At 68.2% G+C, this 15,583-nt stretch carries 12 protein-coding genes and 2 tRNA genes; 11 read left to right on the plus strand and 3 right to left on the minus strand.

Annotation, left to right across the window (positions count from 1 at the left end):
• The 3 genes from HNR01_RS08780 to HNR01_RS08790 all read right to left on the minus strand — a co-directional run bounded on the left by HNR01_RS08780 (position 1) and on the right by HNR01_RS08790 (position 1,538).
• Complete coding sequence (locus HNR01_RS08780) at positions 1-771, minus strand: RNA ligase family protein (protein WP_183667439.1); 771 nt, start codon at positions 769-771, stop codon at positions 1-3.
• Positions 768-1,343, minus strand: a complete 576-nt coding sequence (locus tag HNR01_RS08785; protein ID WP_183667440.1) for an HNH endonuclease — start codon at positions 1,341-1,343, stop codon at positions 768-770. The genes HNR01_RS08780 and HNR01_RS08785 overlap by 4 nt, the downstream gene beginning before the upstream one ends.
• Before the next feature lie 119 nt (positions 1,344-1,462).
• Positions 1,463-1,538: transfer RNA gene (locus HNR01_RS08790), tRNA-Asn, on the minus strand.
• Between the two features lie 246 nt (positions 1,539-1,784).
• On the opposite strand from HNR01_RS08790, the gene HNR01_RS08795 reads away from it, so the two are divergent.
• The 11 genes from HNR01_RS08795 to HNR01_RS08845 all read left to right on the plus strand — a co-directional run bounded on the left by HNR01_RS08795 (position 1,785) and on the right by HNR01_RS08845 (position 15,572).
• Positions 1,785-1,858 (plus strand) — tRNA-Cys (locus HNR01_RS08795).
• A 163-nt stretch (positions 1,859-2,021) separates the two neighbouring features.
• Complete coding sequence (locus HNR01_RS08800) at positions 2,022-2,672, plus strand: protein-L-isoaspartate O-methyltransferase family protein (protein ID WP_183667441.1); 651 nt, start codon at positions 2,022-2,024, stop codon at positions 2,670-2,672.
• 380 nt (positions 2,673-3,052) lie between these two features.
• On the plus strand, positions 3,053-4,588 hold the full coding sequence (locus HNR01_RS08805) for a TolC family outer membrane protein (protein ID WP_375373220.1): 1,536 nt from the start codon (positions 3,053-3,055) through the stop codon (positions 4,586-4,588).
• Positions 4,589-4,710: 122 nt separating this feature from the next.
• On the plus strand, positions 4,711-5,298 hold the full coding sequence (locus HNR01_RS08810; RefSeq protein WP_183667442.1) for a PopZ family protein: 588 nt from the start codon (positions 4,711-4,713) through the stop codon (positions 5,296-5,298).
• Between the two features lie 134 nt (positions 5,299-5,432).
• Positions 5,433-8,153 carry a valine--tRNA ligase gene (locus HNR01_RS08815; protein WP_183667443.1) on the plus strand — a complete coding sequence of 907 codons (2,721 nt, stop codon included), beginning with the start codon at positions 5,433-5,435 and terminating at the stop codon, positions 8,151-8,153.
• Positions 8,150-8,887, plus strand: coding sequence for a DUF2459 domain-containing protein (locus HNR01_RS08820; protein WP_183667444.1), 738 nt, complete (start codon positions 8,150-8,152; stop codon positions 8,885-8,887). The genes HNR01_RS08815 and HNR01_RS08820 overlap by 4 nt, the downstream gene beginning before the upstream one ends.
• A gap of 108 nt (positions 8,888-8,995) precedes the next feature.
• Positions 8,996-10,501, plus strand: a complete 1,506-nt coding sequence (locus HNR01_RS08825; RefSeq protein WP_183667445.1) for a Do family serine endopeptidase — start codon at positions 8,996-8,998, stop codon at positions 10,499-10,501.
• Positions 10,502-10,842: 341 nt separating this feature from the next.
• Complete coding sequence (locus HNR01_RS08830; protein ID WP_183667446.1) at positions 10,843-12,840, plus strand: HAMP domain-containing methyl-accepting chemotaxis protein; 1,998 nt, start codon at positions 10,843-10,845, stop codon at positions 12,838-12,840.
• Positions 12,841-12,955: 115 nt separating this feature from the next.
• A complete protein-coding gene (locus HNR01_RS08835) occupies positions 12,956-13,837 on the plus strand; it encodes an aldo/keto reductase (protein WP_183667447.1) in 882 nt (293 codons plus the stop codon).
• Positions 13,838-13,944: 107 nt separating this feature from the next.
• Complete coding sequence (locus HNR01_RS08840) at positions 13,945-14,394, plus strand: hypothetical protein (RefSeq protein WP_017483414.1); 450 nt, start codon at positions 13,945-13,947, stop codon at positions 14,392-14,394.
• Between the two features lie 98 nt (positions 14,395-14,492).
• Positions 14,493-15,572, plus strand: coding sequence for a tartrate dehydrogenase (locus tag HNR01_RS08845; protein ID WP_017483415.1), 1,080 nt, complete (start codon positions 14,493-14,495; stop codon positions 15,570-15,572).
• Positions 15,573-15,583 lie beyond the last annotated feature (11 nt).

A 15,583-nucleotide genomic window follows, 5' to 3' on the forward strand; every position in this document is an offset into this window, starting at 1 on the left:
TCAGGCTCCTTCGGATCCGGGAGGGGAGGAGACGGGATCGGACGGTCGCCAGTGCCAGCGCTCGGCACAGCCCCGCAGGTTGGCGAGGTACTTTCCGTCTTCCTTGTCGGGCCTGACCCACTTGGCGAGGAAATCAACGCGGCCCTCGCGCTCACAGCGGTAAACGATGCCTTCGACCAGCTCAGTCGAGCCATGCTGCCCGAAGGCGCCGAGCCGCTTCAGGGCCACTTCAACGTGAACCGGTGAGGGGCCATCCGCCACGCAAGCAGCCGTCCGCATCCCGGCCACATCGCAGCGGCTCATGAACTCGTCGCGCAGCACGCGATCCTTACCGCGAAACAGATCGAACGGCACGAACGGCGCAAAGCCTTCGTGATCCGTGTCGTAGGCGGTGCCATGCGCCAGGGCGAGCGATTCACCGGCCAGCCGCTCGCCCGGCTTCAGCATGGATTCGAACTGTGCGTACCGCTGCATCACGAACACCTCGAAAAGCTGAAGGTGCTCGTAGCGACCGTGGCGCGCGCGATATCCGGCGCGGGTGAGCGGCACGATCTCGCCGTCGATGTTGGCGACAGCCATGCAGGCGCCGTCCAACTTCTCCGTGACGATGATGCGGTCGCCCTTGCGCGGGCGATCGGTCAGGATCTTCGCCTGCCCCTCGTGGATCGCCCAGTCCCCTGGGCCTAGCCGGGAGGACGGCAAGTGTCCTATCGACCCATATGACTTGCCACCAAGCGGTTTCGCCGGAGGGGTGAAGGATGCGCCAGTCATGCTAGCCTCCTGAAAGCGCCGAAGTATTTTTCTGCCGCCTCCGCATAGGCGGCACTGGCCTGCTCTGGTCTGGCGAAGCTGCCTAGGCTTATCGGGCGGCCATCCACGCGGATGACAGCGCGCCATCGACCATTCGGGCGCTGAGAAACGCCTTTAATCCCGCTTTTGCTATCTTTTCGGCAGGCCGTGTTGGCGACGTTTTGCTGACGCGTAGCTAAGCGCAGATTTCCCCAAGCGTTATTGTCTGGATTTCTGTCTGCGTGATCTATCTCTTGCTTTGGCCACTCGCCAGTCATCCACAGCCAAGCAAGGTGATGCGCGGCATATACGCGCCTATTGATGCCGATCTTCCGATAGCCGCCCGCATCTAGGCGTCCCGCTGGCACGCCGATTCTCCGACCAGTCCCGGATTTTCGCCATGCGAAAAGGCCGGTTTGGGGGTCGTACGAAAGAAGCTCCCTCAGCACCTCGTCGCCCGGTCCAAGGCGCGAGTTCGGCAGATGCCCGATGGAGCCGTATGCCTTCCCGCCGAGCGGCTTTGTTGGGGGTGTAAAAGCGGTCGAACCGGCCAATGCCTGAGCCCTCCTTTGCGGAGGGTAGGGGCCTGAAAATCGCTAGGAGCGCTGTCTAACCACCCTGTCTAACCGGCCGCTTTGCGGTAACGGATCAACACCTAAGTGGCTGAGATTGTTGGCTCCCCGAGCAGGACTCGAACCTGCGACAAAGCGATTAACAGTCGCTTGCTCTACCAACTGAGCTATCGGGGATCACCCGGCCGCCTCGGCGGCGCTGGCGGGTCATTAGCCTTCGTCGGTGGCGGGCGCAAGGGTGCTTTCGGCGGTTTTTGTATCTTGGTGAGCCGGCGCGGCGTTTTTTCCACCGCGCCGGCATCGAACGGCGGCCTTCATGTCGATCTCGCGACAAGACCGTTGCCGAGCGGGTCAAGCCTCTGCTAGAGACGCCTCGCTCCGGAGCGGCCGCTCAGCCCGGAGCGTCGCGCATCGACGCGACGAGGCCTCGTGGCGGAGTGGTTACGCAGAGGACTGCAAATCCTTGCACCCCGGTTCGATTCCGGGCGAGGCCTCCAAAAATTCCTCAACACCCGACAATCGGCGCGTCCCTCGCGGTGCAGAGCGCTCGCGCGAGCCTTGCAATTCCGTGAGCGATCCACGACAACCCGACCCGCTCGAACCGGGGCCGCTCGACGGGCGAGCAGGCAAGCGTCCGATGCGGCAGGAAATGGACGGCTCATGCTCGATTATGCTCAGGCGCGGCGCCTCATGGTCGATTGTCAGCTCCGGACCTTCGACGTGAACGACGTCGCAGTGCTCGACGCCTTCGACTCCGTGCCCCGCGAGCGTTTCGTTCCGCCGGGCCGCGAGGATTTCGCCTATATCGACCAGACCCTGACCTTCGATGCGGGCGATGACGGGGTTCGCACGATGCCGGCCCCGATGGTGCTGGCCCGCATGATCCAGGCTCTCAAGATCCGCCCCGGCACCCGCGTCCTCGATGTCGGTACCGGCTACGGCTACGGTGCGGCCATCCTTCACCGCCTCGGCGCCGAGGTCGTTGCCCTCGAATCCTCACCGGATCTCGTCGGCGCCGCGCGCGAGCGTCTGGGGGAGACCGCCGACCTCGTCCAGGGCGCCCTGACTGGCCCGGTCAAGGGAGCGCCCTTCGATGCTATCCTGGTCGAGGGCCGCGTCGAGATCCGGCCGCAGTCCCTGCTCGATCAGCTGGCCGATGACGGCCGCCTCGTCTGCGTGCTCGGTCCGCATCGCAACGCCAAGGCGACCTTGTTCGTGCGGGCGGGCGATGCCTTCGGGTCGCGCGCCCTGTTCGACGCCTCGCTCCCGGCCCTCAAGAGCTTCGCGACCGAGCCCGGCTTCGCGTTTTAGGCCGCTCCTGCCCGAATCGCCGCCATATCTTCCGCTGTTGCCCGAACGATCGACGACGGGGACGTCCGTACGGCGCTCGGATGCCGGCTTCGAAACCCGCCGCCGACATGCGGGCGGCGCTCCATCGGGGCATCGCCGCGGCATGATCGAGGCATCGCAGCCGCCCTTCGAGCCCTCCCTCACATCGCCACGGGCGGGCGCCGCTGCGCGTCCCTGCGCAATCCCCAGACGATGAGGGATTAAGCCGGTGGGAGTGTCGCTTTTTTGAGGCACCCGTCGCCAATCCACCGCCGCGGTGCGGGAAGCTCTGTCGCTCACCGCTCAAGCTCGGCTACTCTGACGCACGAGGCGGGCTGGCCATTTCCATCGCACGGGCGTGCATGCGGCACCCCGGTCGGGACCCTCACGGAGCGGGTCGTTCAGCAGGTGCCCTGAGGGCAATTGCGACGACGACGAACCGGGACGGACACGGCGGTGCGGCGGGACGGCAAATCGAGAAACCGCAAGGGCTGATCGACGTGAAAGAACGGAACCCTGCGGCGCGGTCCGCGCTCCGGCTGGCTGGTGCCGTCGCATCGGTGCTGGTCGTTGCCTGTCCGGCGGCCGCCGAGACCCTTGAGAGTGCGCTGTCCCGCGCCTACCAGGCGAACCCGGCGCTGAACGCGGCGCGCGCGAACCTGCGTGCGACCGACGAGGACGTAAATCGGTTCCAGGCGGGCTACCGGCCGAACGCGGCGATCTCCGCGGATATCGGCGTCCAGCAGTTCCAGGGTTCGATTTCGGGGGCGCAGATCAACGGCCGTCGCGGGCTCACCGTGCCGGGCGGCGCCGGCCTGACGGTCAACCAGAACCTGTTCGACGGCTTTCAGACGGACAATCGGGTCCGGGCGGCCGAATCGACCGTGCTCGGGACGCGCGAGGGCCTGCGCCAGACCGAGATGAACACGCTGTTCAACGCGGCCCAGTCCTACATGAACGTCCTGAGCGATACGGCGACGCTCGAACTTCAGCGCAACAACGTCGAGGTGCTCGAAGAGCAGCTCCGCCAGACCCGCGACCGCTTCAACGTCGGCGAGGTGACCCGCACCGACGTCGCGCAGGCCGAGGCACGTCTCGCCGGCGCCCGCTCGCAGGTCAGCGCGGCGGAGGCAGCCCTGCGCGCCTCGATCGGCATCTTCCGGCAGATCATCGGCGTCGAGCCGCGCCAGCTCGCTCCCGGCCGTCCGCTCGACCGCTACGTGCCGGCCTCGCTCGATCAGGCGATCCTGATCGGCCTGAAGGAGCACCCGCAGATCCTCGCCTCGCTGCACGCCGTGGACGTGGCGGAGCTGCAGGTGAAGGTGGCCGAGGGGGCGCTCTATCCGCAGGCGCAGGTCACCGGCGCCGTGCAACAGCGCTACGACCAGCAATTCCCCGGCGACAACGGCGTCACCGCCTCGATCGTCGGTCGGGTCAACATCCCGCTCTACCAGGGCGGCGGCGAGTACGCGGCGATCCGGCAGGCCAAGGAGAATGTCGGGCGCGCCCGGCTCGTCGCCGATCAGGATCGCGACACGATTCGCGCCTCGATCGTACGCACCTGGGGCAACCTCGAAGCCTCGAAGGCGCAGGTGATCGCCTCGCAGGCCCAGGTTCAGGCCAACGAGGTGGCGCTGAACGGCGTGCGCGAGGAGGCCCGCGTCGGCCAGCGCACCACCCTCGACGTGCTCAACGCGCAGCAGGAACTGCTTTCGGCCCGCGTCGCCCTGATCCGCGCGCAGCGCGACCGGGTGGTCAACTCCTACGACGTCGTCCAGGCGGTCGGCCGGCTCACGGTCCGCTTCACCAGCCTGCCGGTCACGCCCTACAGCGCCCGCGAGCACCTCGATCAGGTCCGCGATCTCTGGTTCGGCGTGCGGACGCCCGACGGCCGCTGACGCGCGCCCGGATGGCCTTTTCCTGTTGGCCGGCGACGGACCATGGTTGATGCCGGGCGAGGCGATGAAATAGTTCGTTAACCTAATCATCGTCTTGTCAATCGTCACCGAGTATCGTCCCGATGAGCGCAGCGAGCCCTAAGGTTCAGGACAAGACGCAGGAACCCTCCATGGAGGAGATCCTCGCCTCGATCCGCCGCATCATCGCCGACGACCAGGCGCCGAAGCCCGCCGAGGCCGAGGCGCCGCCTCCGCCGGCCGCTCCGCCGCAGGACGACGACGTGCTCGACCTCGCCGAGGTCGCCGAGCCGCTGCGCAAGCCCGAGCCCGTCGCCTTCGACATCCCCGAGATCGACTTCCGCATGCCGGAATTCGAGGCGGAGCCGGAGCCCGCCTTCGATCCGCCGCCGGCGCGGCCCGATCCTTTCGACTTCGAGCCCGAACCCGCTCCGAAAGCGAGCGAGCGGATCCGCGCGGCGGTCGAGGAGCAGGCGACCGAGAGGCTGGTCTCGTCGAGCACCGTCGAGAGCGTCGGCCAGAATTTCCAGCTCCTCGCCCACACCGTGCTGTCCCAGAACGCCCGCACGCTGGAGGATCTCGTCCAGGAGATGCTGCGGCCGATGCTGAAGGGCTGGCTCGACGAAAACCTTCCGCACATGGTCGAGCGGCTGGTCCGGGCCGAGATCGAGCGGGTCGCCCGCGGGCGCTGACCCGGACGCGATCGCGGGTGGAGCGGTCGAACCGTCGGTATGAGCCGGCCGACGGTTGACGGCGGCACCGCGGCGGGCCGATAGCGGCGGCGAGATTTCTTCAGATCGCCGCTTCGAAAAGCCCGCCTTCGCCCATGATGGACAAGACCTTCGACCCCGCCGCCGTCGAGGCGCGCGTCTCAGCGGCCTGGGAAGAGGGCCTGGCCTTCCGCGCCGGCCGTCCCGAGCGGGCCGGCGCCGAGCCCTTCAGCATCGTGATCCCGCCGCCGAACGTGACGGGCTCGCTGCATATGGGCCACGCGCTGAACAACACGATCCAGGACATCCTCGTCCGCTTCGAGCGGATGCGGGGGAAGGACGTGCTGTGGCAGCCCGGCACGGATCATGCCGGCATCGCCACGCAGATGGTGGTCGAGCGCCGGCTGATGGAAACGCAGCAGCCCGGCCGGCGGGAGCTCGGCCGCGAAGAGTTCCTGCGCCGGGTCTGGGCCTGGAAGGAGGAATCCGGCGGCACGATCATCGGCCAGCTCAAACGGCTCGGCGCCTCCTGCGACTGGTCGCGGGAGCGCTTCACCATGGACGAGGGCCTGAGCCGGGCGGTGCTCAAGACCTTCGTCGACCTGCACGCGCAGGGGCTGATCTACCGCGACAAGCGCCTCGTGAACTGGGATCCGAAGTTCCAGACCGCGATCTCCGACCTTGAGGTGCAGCAGATCGAGGTGAAGGGCCATCTCTGGCACTTCGACTACCCCGTCGTGGACGAGGCCGGCGCCGAGACAGGGGCGGTCATCACCGTGGCTACCACGCGCCCCGAGACGATGCTCGGCGACACGGCGGTCGCCGTCCATCCGGACGACGAGCGCTACCGCGAACTCGTCGGCAAGCGCGTGCGGCTGCCGCTGGTCAACCGCCTCATCCCGATCGTCGCCGACGCCTATTCCGATCCGGAGAAGGGGACGGGTGCGGTCAAGATCACCCCGGCCCACGATTTCAACGACTTCGAGGTCGGGCGCCGCAACGGCTGCCGCCCGATCAACGTGCTCGATGCCGAGGCACGGATCCAGATCGCCGGCAATGCCGACTTCCTCGCCGAGGCGCAGCCGGAGGCCGACGCGCTGGCGCTCGACGGACTCGACCGGTTCGCCGCGCGGAAAGCGGTCGTCGCCCTGATGGAGGAGCGCGGCCTTCTGCGCGCGGTCGAGCCCAACACCCACGCGGTGCCGCACGGCGACCGCTCGGGCGTGGTGATCGAACCGTACCTGACCGACCAGTGGTACGTGAACGTCAAGCCGCTCGCCGAGCGTGCCCTCCAGGCTGTGCGCGACGGCAGGACCCGATTCGTCCCAGACAACTACGAAAAGATCTTCTTCCAGTGGCTGGAGAACATTGAGCCGTGGTGCGTCTCGCGCCAGCTCTGGTGGGGTCATCAGATCCCGGTCTGGTACGACACGGAAGGCGGCATCTTCGTCGCCGAGAGCGAGGCCGAGGCGATTGCGCAGGCGGCGGCCAAGCACGGTCGCGAGGTTGCTCTGACCCGCGATCCCGACGTACTCGACACGTGGTTCTCCTCCGCGCTCTGGCCGTTCTCGACGCTCGGCTGGCCGGACAAGACGCCGGAACTCGCCCGCTTCTACCCCACCAACACCCTGGTGACGGGCAAGGACATCATCTTCTTCTGGGTCGCCCGGATGATGATGATGGGCCTGCACCTGACCGATCAGGCGCCGTTCGAGACCGTCTACCTGCACACCCTCGTCCGCGACGAGAAGGGTGCGAAGATGTCGAAGTCGAAGGGCAACGTCGTCGATCCGGTCGATCTGATCGACCGTTTCGGTGCGGATGCCCTGCGCTTCACGCTCGCCGCCCTCGCCGCGCCCGGCCGCGACATCAAGCTCGGCCCCCAGCGGGTCGAGGGCTACCGCAACTTCGCGACCAAGCTCTGGAACGCGGCGCGGTTCGCCGAGATGAACGGCTGCGAACTCAAGGCCGATTTCAGGCCCGAATCCGTCAAGGAGACGCTCAACGCCTGGGCGCTCACCGAAGCCGCCAAGGCGGTGGCCGAGGTGGCGCAGGGCATCACGATCTACCGCTTCAACGACGCGGCGGCGGCGGCCTACCGCTTCGTCTGGAACGTGTTCTGCGACTGGTATCTGGAGCTTGCCAAGCCCGTGCTCCAGGGCGAGGGCGTGGATCCGGCGGCGCGCGCCGAGACGCAAGCCACGGTCGCCTTCCTCCTCGACCAGATCGCCAAGCTGCTGCACCCGTTCATGCCCTTCCTCACGGAGGAGCTATGGGCGATCAAGGGCGAGGCGCTGCCGACCCCGCGCGGCCTGCTCACGCTCGAATCCTGGCCCGATCTCTCGGCTTACGCGGACGCGCAGGCCGAGGCCGAGATCGGCTGGCTCGTCGATCTGATCTCCGAGGTCCGCTCGGCCCGCTCCGAGACCAACGTGCCCGCCGGTGCGCAGGTGCCGCTGGTGCTGGTCGCCGCCGACGCGTCGGTGCGGGCGCGGGTGGAGCGCTGGAGCGAGACCCTGGTCCGACTCGCCCGGCTCTCCGAGATCGGTTTCGCCGAGGCCGCGCCGAAGAACGCGGTCCAGCTCCTCGTGCGCGGCAGCGTGGCGGCGCTCCCGCTTGAGGGCATCGTCGATCTCGCCGCGGAGGTCGCGCGGCTGAAGAAGGAGGCCGGGAAGGCGCGGACCGAGATCGGCAAGATCGAGGGCAAGCTCGGCAATGCCGATTTCCTCGCCCGCGCCCCCGAGGAGGTGGTGGACGAGCAGCGCGAGCGCCGCGATTCGGAAGCCGCCCGGCTCGCCAAGATCGAGGAAGCTCTGGCCCGCCTCAGCGACGCATGAGGGGGCTGCGGCGGCTCGCCCTGGCGCTCGCCGGGTTGGCCGCCGCACTTCTCGCCCTCACGCTCTCGACGGCGCGGCCCGGCGATCCGAGCCTCTACCCGCCGTCGGACGCGGACACGGAGACCGTGTTCGTCGTCAGCCACGGCTGGCATTCCGGACTCGTCCTGCGCCGCGAGAGCCTGGCGGGGGAGGGGGCCGGTGCGGCGCTGCGCAATATCGCCACGCGCTTTCGCGCCTACGATGACGTGGAATTCGGCTGGGGCGAGGCGCGCTTCTACCGGGCGACACCGACGCTCGCCGCCTTCGACTGGCGGCTCGCCCTCTCCGCCCTGTTCACGCCCGGCGGCAGCGAGGGTGTGATCCAGGTGGTCGGGCTGGCGCGCCCGGTTCGCGAGAGCTTTCCGCAGGCCGAGATCGTTCCGGTGCCGCTCTCGCGAAGGGGGCTCTCGCGGTTGCTCGCCCGTCTCGACGCCGATTTCCATCTCGCCGACGGTCAGCCCGCGGCGCTCGGGCCGGGACTGTACGGTCCGAGCCTGTTCTACGCGGGAGAGGGCCGCTTCTCGTACAGCAACGTCTGCAATCATTGGGCGGCCGGTCTGCTGAACGCCGCAGGGTTGCCGATCACGCCGGTGCTCGACACCCATCCGGCCGGCCTCCTCGCCGACCTGCGCTGGCGGACGGGCCTGCCCCGCGCGACGGCGTTCAAGGCCGGGCCTCACCTGTCCAAACCGTAATCTTCACGCCATCCGGCGGTCAGGCTGAGGACCCTAGGACTCTCCGCACGGATCGCTGCCCGATGCTCACGGGCGGCAGACCTCACGTTCTGTTCGTCGGAGAACCTTATGACCATGACCGTCCGTCGCCGCGCCTTCGCCTCCGTCGCCGCGGCCGCCCTCGTCGCGGGCGGCGCCGCCGGCTTCGGCCTGACCGAACCCGCCACGCCCGCCTATGCCCAGGCCCTGCCCAAGACCCCGATCGAGGCGCCCGAGCACCCGCCCGGCTCCTTCGCCAACGTCGTCGACAAGGTGAAGCCCGGCGTCGTCGCCGTGAAGGTGAAGCTCGACAGCGCCCTCGACGACGATGACGACGGCCCCGGCAGCCCGAACATGCAGCAGGTGCCGCCGCAGCTGCGCGAGTTCTTCAAGCGCTTCGGACAGGGTAACGGACAGGGCGGGCGCGGCATGCCGCAGCGCGGCGAGCGCGGCGCGGTCGGCTCGGGCTTCATCATCTCGGCGGACGGCTACGTGGTCACCAACAACCACGTCGTCGACAAGGCCAAGACCGTCCAGGTCACCCTCGACGACAGCCGCACCCTCGACGCCAAGGTGATCGGTAAGGATCCCAAGACCGACATCGCCCTGCTCAAGATCACCGAGAGCGGCAGCTACCCCTACGTCCAGTTCGGCAAGGGTGCGCCGCGCGTCGGCGACTGGGTCGTGGCCATCGGCAACCCGTTCGGCCTCGGCGGTACCGTGACCGCCGGCATCGTCTCGGCCCGCGGCCGCGACATCGGTGCCGGCCCCTACGACGACTTCCTGCAGATCGACGCGCCGATCAACAAGGGCAATTCCGGCGGCCCGACCTTCAACGTCAACGGCGAGGTCGTGGGCGTGAACACGGCGATCGCCTCGCCGTCGGGCGGCTCGGTCGGCCTCGCCTTCGCCATCCCCGCCGAGACTGTGCAGACGGTGGTCGATCAGCTCCGCACCGACGGCAAGGTGGTGCGCGGCTATCTCGGCGTGCAGGTGCAGCCGGTGACCAAGGACATCGCCGAGGGTCTCGGCCTCGACAAGGCGAAGGGCGCCCTGGTCGATCACGCCGAGAGCGGGACGCCGGCCGCCAAGGCCGGGCTGAAGTCGGGTGACGTGATCGAGTCGGTCAACGGTGCGCCGGTCAACGATGCCCGCGACCTGTCGCGCCGCATCGCCGGCCTCAAGCCCGGCACCGAGGTGAAGCTCGCCTATCTGCGCAACGGCAAGGGCGACGTGGCCACGGTCGAGCTCGGCACGCTTCCGACCGACGGCAAGGTGGCGAGCCGCGGTGACAGCTCGTCGGGCGGTCAGCCGCGCCTCGGCCTGAGCCTCGCCCCGGCGAACGACGTCGGCCTCGGCGACGAGGGCGTGGCGGTGATGGACGTCGATCCGGACGGCCCGGCCGCGGCCAAGGGCATCGCGCAGGGCGACGTGATCCTGGATGTGGCCGGGACCAGCGTCTCGACGCCCTCGGACGTTCAGGCGCAGATCCGCGCGGCGGAGTCGAACGGCCGCAAGGCGGTGCTGATGCGGGTGAAGAGTGCCAAGGGTCAGACCCGCTTCGTCGCCGTCGGCCTCACCAAGAAGGAGGGCTGATCTCCTCCGGTCCAGAGCGGAACCCAAGCGGCTCCGCTGCCCTTTCTGCGCATCCCCTCACTTCGCGCCCGCTCTCAGAGCGGGCGCTTTTTCGTTCTCCCCCCGAGACCGAATGACCGGTCGTTCGGCTCGCGCCATGGGCAGCGGAGGGTCACGATCGAGACTGAGAAAACCGGATCGAAGCCTGAAATTCCTTGAGGTTGCGCAGTGATCTTAGCGTAGAATCAGCATCATTCCCGGGCAATTGCGTCACTTTCAAGCGATCGCCATCCTATGTTAATTTCGTAGAAAGACATGGGCGCGCACAATGTAATTAAGCTCGAATTGACGGTTTTATTACAATGAAATCAAGCATTCGCACACGTCTGTACGGTGGTTTTTCATTCCTCGTATTGATATCCTGCGGAACGGGAGTATTCGCCTATACACAACTCCAAAGCCTCGACCAGATGTTCCAGACAAGGGCCCAGCTCGAGTCGGCGACGAGAAACCTTTACACGATCAATGGCTTGTCGGATCGACTGATCGGCCAGGCGGCTCAGTACAGGCTGACCCAGGAGCCGGATTACACCACCGGCATGGTCGCCTCGCTCGATGCGATCCGGCAGAGGGCCGAGAAGCTCATCGCGACCACGCCGAGCGCGGAGCGCCGCGCGGCCTACGAGCGCCTGCGCGACGGGTCCACGGAACTTCGCCAGACACTGCCGAAGCTGGTTGAGCTCGGCTCACAGATCCGGGAGAATCGAGCCGGCGTCTACGTGAACGGGGACGAACTGACCCATGCCTCCGGCGCCCTCATCACCCAGTTGCGGGCCGCCGGCCAGGATGCGGTGATCGCCCAGGCCGTGGAGGTCGAGCGCTCCCTGCTCCTCTTCCGCATCATGAACTGGCGCTTCCTCGCCACGAAGGATCCGAAGGGGCGAAACCTCTCCGCGGGCGCATTTGCCAATGCCGAGGCCGCCCTGTCGAAGCTGAATGGCCTCAGCCTCACCGTTGCCGACCAGAAGGCGCTGAGACGCGTCGGCGAGGCCCTGAACCGCCTCAACACGAGCTTCATCGCCACCTCCAAGGCCATCATCGAGAGCGAAGCCTTCTTCGACGAGACGCTGAAGCCGAAGGTCGACGGCATCGATGCCGTGGGTCTGGCTGTCCGCGGCAAGCTCGAAACGGCGCTGACGGAAGGAGTCGAGCAGAGCAACGCCCTGATGCAACGGACCATGGCCGTTCAGCTCGTCCTGCTCGGACTGATCCTGGCCGCGGGCGCCACCCTGGCCTTCCTGATCGGGCGCAGCCTGATCCGCCCGATCGCGGGGATGACCGCCGCCATGAGCCGCCTCGCCGCGGGCGAGATGGCCGTCGCGGTGCCGTCCCAGGATGCGACCGACGAGATGGGCCGGATGGCCCAGGCCGTGGAGGTGTTTCGCCAGAACGCGGTGGCGCGCCTCGCGCTCGAAGCGGAGCAGGTCTCGCAGGCCTCGGCCCGCCAGCGCAGGGCCGACCGTGTCGATGGACTCGTGCGCGGTTTCGAGCAGAAGATCGCCGAATCGATCGCGATCGTCACCTCGGCCGCGACCGAACTGGACTCCACCGCCCACTCGATGACGCAGGTCGCCGAGACCACCAACGGGCGTGCGGTGTCCTCGAGCGCAGCGGCCGAGGAGGCCACCGTGAACGTTCAGACGGTTGCCGCTGCGGCCGAGGAGATGGTCGCCTCGCTCGCCGAGATCGAACGGCGTGTCCAGCAGTCCCACGACGTGGCCAGCCACGCCAGCCACGAGGCGGGCGCGACCACCGTCTCGATGACCGATCTCACCCGGGCGGCCGAGAAGATCGGGGAAGCGGTGACGATGATCTCAGGGCTTGCCAGCCAGACGAACCTGCTCGCCCTCAACGCCACCATCGAGGCGGCGCGGGCGGGCGAGGCGGGACGCGGCTTCGCGGTCGTCGCCACCGAGGTCAAGGAACTCGCCGCGCAGACCGCGCGCACGACCGAGGCGATCTCCGATCAGGTCGCCGCGATCCAATCGGCTTCCGCGCAGGCGCTCGGCGCGATCCAGCAGATCGGGCGCACCATCGTCTCGGTCAACGACATCACCGGCTCGATCGCCGCCACCGTCGTCCAGCAGACGGCCGCCACCAACGAGATCGCCCGCAATGCCGCGGAAGCGGCCCGTGGCACTCAGGACGTGTCGATGAGCGTGGCACAGGTCCAGGCGCTGTCGAGCGAGACCGGATCGGCGGCACAGCAGGTGATGATGGCCTCGTCCGAACTCTCGATCCAGTCCGAGAATGTGCGGCGCGAGGTCGAGGATTTCCTCGCGGCGATCCGGGCCGCCTGAGGGGCCCGCCCCGCGCCCGGCCCGCCGGTTCGCAGGCTTCGATCCGACGGGCGGACCCGGCATCGCCGTTCCGGGTTCTCCCCCTCGACGGGCACTCTGCGAGAGGAAGACAGGCATGGCGGGCGTCGAGGCATCGGGCACCTTCGCGATCGGCGGGGATCTCACCGTTCACCGGCTCGGATTCGGTGCGATGCGCATCACCGGGGCGGGCATCTGGGGCGATCCGCCGGACCGCGAGCGGGCGAAGGCGACCCTACGCGCGGTCCCCAGCCTGGGGATCGACCTGATCGACACCGCCGACAGCTACGGCCCCTTCGTCAGCGAGGAGCTGATCCGCGAGACGCTCTACCCCTACAAGGGGCTCGTCATCGCCACGAAGGGCGGACTGACCCGGCACGGGCCCGACATCTGGCGGCCCGTCGGCAATCCCGACTACCTGCGCCAATGCGTGCTGATGAGCCTGCGGCGCCTCGGGCTCGAGCGCATCGACCTGTGGCAGCTCCACCGGATCGGGCCGGACTGCCCCCGCGAGGTGCAGTTCGAAGCGATCGCCCGCATGCGGGAGGAGGGGCTGATCCGCCATGTCGGCCTCTCCGAGGTCGGGGTCGAGGACATCGAGGCGGCCCGGAAATACTTCCCCGTCGCCAGCGTGCAGAACCGCTACAACCTGGTCGATCGGACCAGCGAGGACGTGCTGGCCCATTGCGAGGGGCACGGCATCGGCTTCATCCCCTGGGCTCCCCTCGACAAGGGGTCGCTGACCGGCCCGGGCTCGGCGCTGGAATCGATCGCCACGCGTCTCAACGCGAGCGGCGGCGCGGTGGCGCTCGCGTGGCTCCTGAAGCGCTCGCCGGTGATGCTGCCGATCCCCGGGACCGGCGATCCGGACCATCTCGCGCAGAACGTGGCCGGGGCCGAACTACGCCTCAGCGACGAAGATTTCGCCACTCTCGACCGGGCAGGCCGCGAAGCGTGGCAAAGTCAGAATGGCGGATAGGAGAGAGGTGCTCAGACACACGTCGCGGTCGGGTCGAGACGGAACCTGACTTGGCGCGATTCTTTCATGTCCGGAGCGGCGCGGACCGCCAGGAGGAAAGAAGCGTCATGACACCAGCCGGGCACCTTGCTCTGAACGGGTTCCTCGGTGGCCTCGCGCTTCTTCTCGCGGCCAGCGCTCCGGCCTCGGCACAGCCGCGCTGGGTCGCCGGCACCTACATCTACGCCGACCTCTGCACCATGGCAGGGGACGGCGCGCAGACCGGCCGGCGCATCACCCTCAAGCGCTGGCCCGGGGGCGACAACCTCGTCTACGAGGGCGCCGGCTTGCCCGCGCCGATCGAGGCGGCGGTGACGATCGACGACACCACCAAGGCCCTGGCCTTCCAGGTCGAGACGCGCGGCGGCCCCGTCAGCTTCCGCGGCACCGCCGGCCCTGACGCGCTGGTCGGCACTCTGGACGGCGCCGACGGAGCGCAGCCGCTGCGCTTGAAGCGCGTGCTGCGCCCGCGCGCGCAGGAGACCTGCCCCGGCGAGATCACCGGCTCGATCAACTGAGCCGTCGCCGCCTGCTCGCGCCCGACTTTCTCGCTTGCCATTGACGCCGACGGCTGCCGGCGCGAGTGAGGCGCGGGGGTCGAGACGAGGCAACGAGCATGGGCGAGACGAAGCGCAGCTACCGGATCGCGGTGATCCCCGGCGACGGCATCGGCAAGGAAGTGGTGCCCGAGGGCGTGCGGGTGCTGGAGCGGGCCGCCGCCCGCCACGGCTTCGAGATCGTCCAGGACTGGTTCGATTTCGCCTCTTGCGACTACTACGAGGCGCACGGGCGGATGATGCCCGAGGATTGGAAGGAGCGCGTCGGCACCCATGACGCGATCTTCTTCGGTGCCGTCGGCATGCCCGATCGCGTGCCCGACCATATCTCGCTCTGGGGATCGCTGATCCAGTTCCGGCGCGAGTTCGACCAGTACGTCAACCTGCGCCCGGTGCGGCTGATGCCGGGCGTCCCCAGTCCGCTCGCCGGCCGCAACCCCGGCGACATCGATTTCTGGGTGGTCCGCGAGAACACCGAGGGCGAGTATTCGAACGCGGGCGGGCGGATGTTTCCGGGCACGGAGCGCGAGTTCGCGGTGCAGGAATCGGTCTTCACCCGCTTCGGTGTCGACCGCGTGCTGAAATTCGCCTTCGAGCTGGCGCAGAGCCGCCCGAAGAAGCACCTGACCTCGGCGACCAAGTCGAACGGCATCTCGATCACCATGCCGTACTGGGACGAGCGGGTGCGGGCCGTGGCGCAAGACTACCCCGATATCCGCTGGGACCAGTACCACATCGACATCCTGACCGCGCATTTCGTGCTGAACCCGGACCGCTTCGACGTGGTGGTGGCCTCGAACCTTTTCGGCGACATCCTCTCCGATCTCGGGCCAGCCTGTACCGGCACCATCGGCATCGCCCCCTCCGGCAATATCAACCCGGAGCGACGCTTCCCGTCGGTGTTCGAGCCGGTGCACGGCTCGGCCCCGGACATCGCCGGCGCCGGGATCGCCAACCCGATCGGCCAGATCTGGTCGGGGGCGATGATGCTGGAGCATCTCGGCGAGCGCGAAGCCGCGGCCGAGATCGTCGCCGGCATCGAGCGGGTGCTCTCCGAGCAGGCGCTGCGCACCCGGGACCTCGGCGGTACCGCCGGCACGCAGGCCTGCGGCCGCGCGGTCGAGCAGGCGCTGGGCTGAAGGGTCGGCAG

Source organism: Methylorubrum rhodesianum (assembly GCF_014199985.1).
Classification (GTDB): domain Bacteria; phylum Pseudomonadota; class Alphaproteobacteria; order Rhizobiales; family Beijerinckiaceae; genus Methylobacterium; species Methylobacterium rhodesianum.

Excerpts from the sequence above, each read along its gene's own strand:
- HNR01_RS08815 (WP_183667443.1), top strand. The coding sequence starts at position 5,433 with ATGATGGACAAGACCTTCGACCCCGCCGCCGTCGAGGCGCGCGTCTCA.
- HNR01_RS08800 (WP_183667441.1), top strand. The coding sequence starts at position 2,022 with ATGCTCGATTATGCTCAGGCGCGGCGCCTCATGGTCGATTGTCAGCTC.
- HNR01_RS08840 (WP_017483414.1), top strand. The coding sequence starts at position 13,945 with ATGACACCAGCCGGGCACCTTGCTCTGAACGGGTTCCTCGGTGGCCTC.
- HNR01_RS08830 (WP_183667446.1), top strand. The coding sequence starts at position 10,843 with ATGAAATCAAGCATTCGCACACGTCTGTACGGTGGTTTTTCATTCCTC.
- HNR01_RS08835 (WP_183667447.1), top strand. The coding sequence starts at position 12,956 with ATGGCGGGCGTCGAGGCATCGGGCACCTTCGCGATCGGCGGGGATCTC.
- HNR01_RS08805 (WP_375373220.1), top strand. The coding sequence starts at position 3,053 with ATGCGGCACCCCGGTCGGGACCCTCACGGAGCGGGTCGTTCAGCAGGT.
- HNR01_RS08780 (WP_183667439.1), bottom strand. The coding sequence starts at position 771 with ATGACTGGCGCATCCTTCACCCCTCCGGCGAAACCGCTTGGTGGCAAG.
- HNR01_RS08810 (WP_183667442.1), top strand. The coding sequence starts at position 4,711 with ATGAGCGCAGCGAGCCCTAAGGTTCAGGACAAGACGCAGGAACCCTCC.
- HNR01_RS08825 (WP_183667445.1), top strand. The coding sequence starts at position 8,996 with ATGACCATGACCGTCCGTCGCCGCGCCTTCGCCTCCGTCGCCGCGGCC.
- HNR01_RS08820 (WP_183667444.1), top strand. The coding sequence starts at position 8,150 with ATGAGGGGGCTGCGGCGGCTCGCCCTGGCGCTCGCCGGGTTGGCCGCC.
- HNR01_RS08845 (WP_017483415.1), top strand. The coding sequence starts at position 14,493 with ATGGGCGAGACGAAGCGCAGCTACCGGATCGCGGTGATCCCCGGCGAC.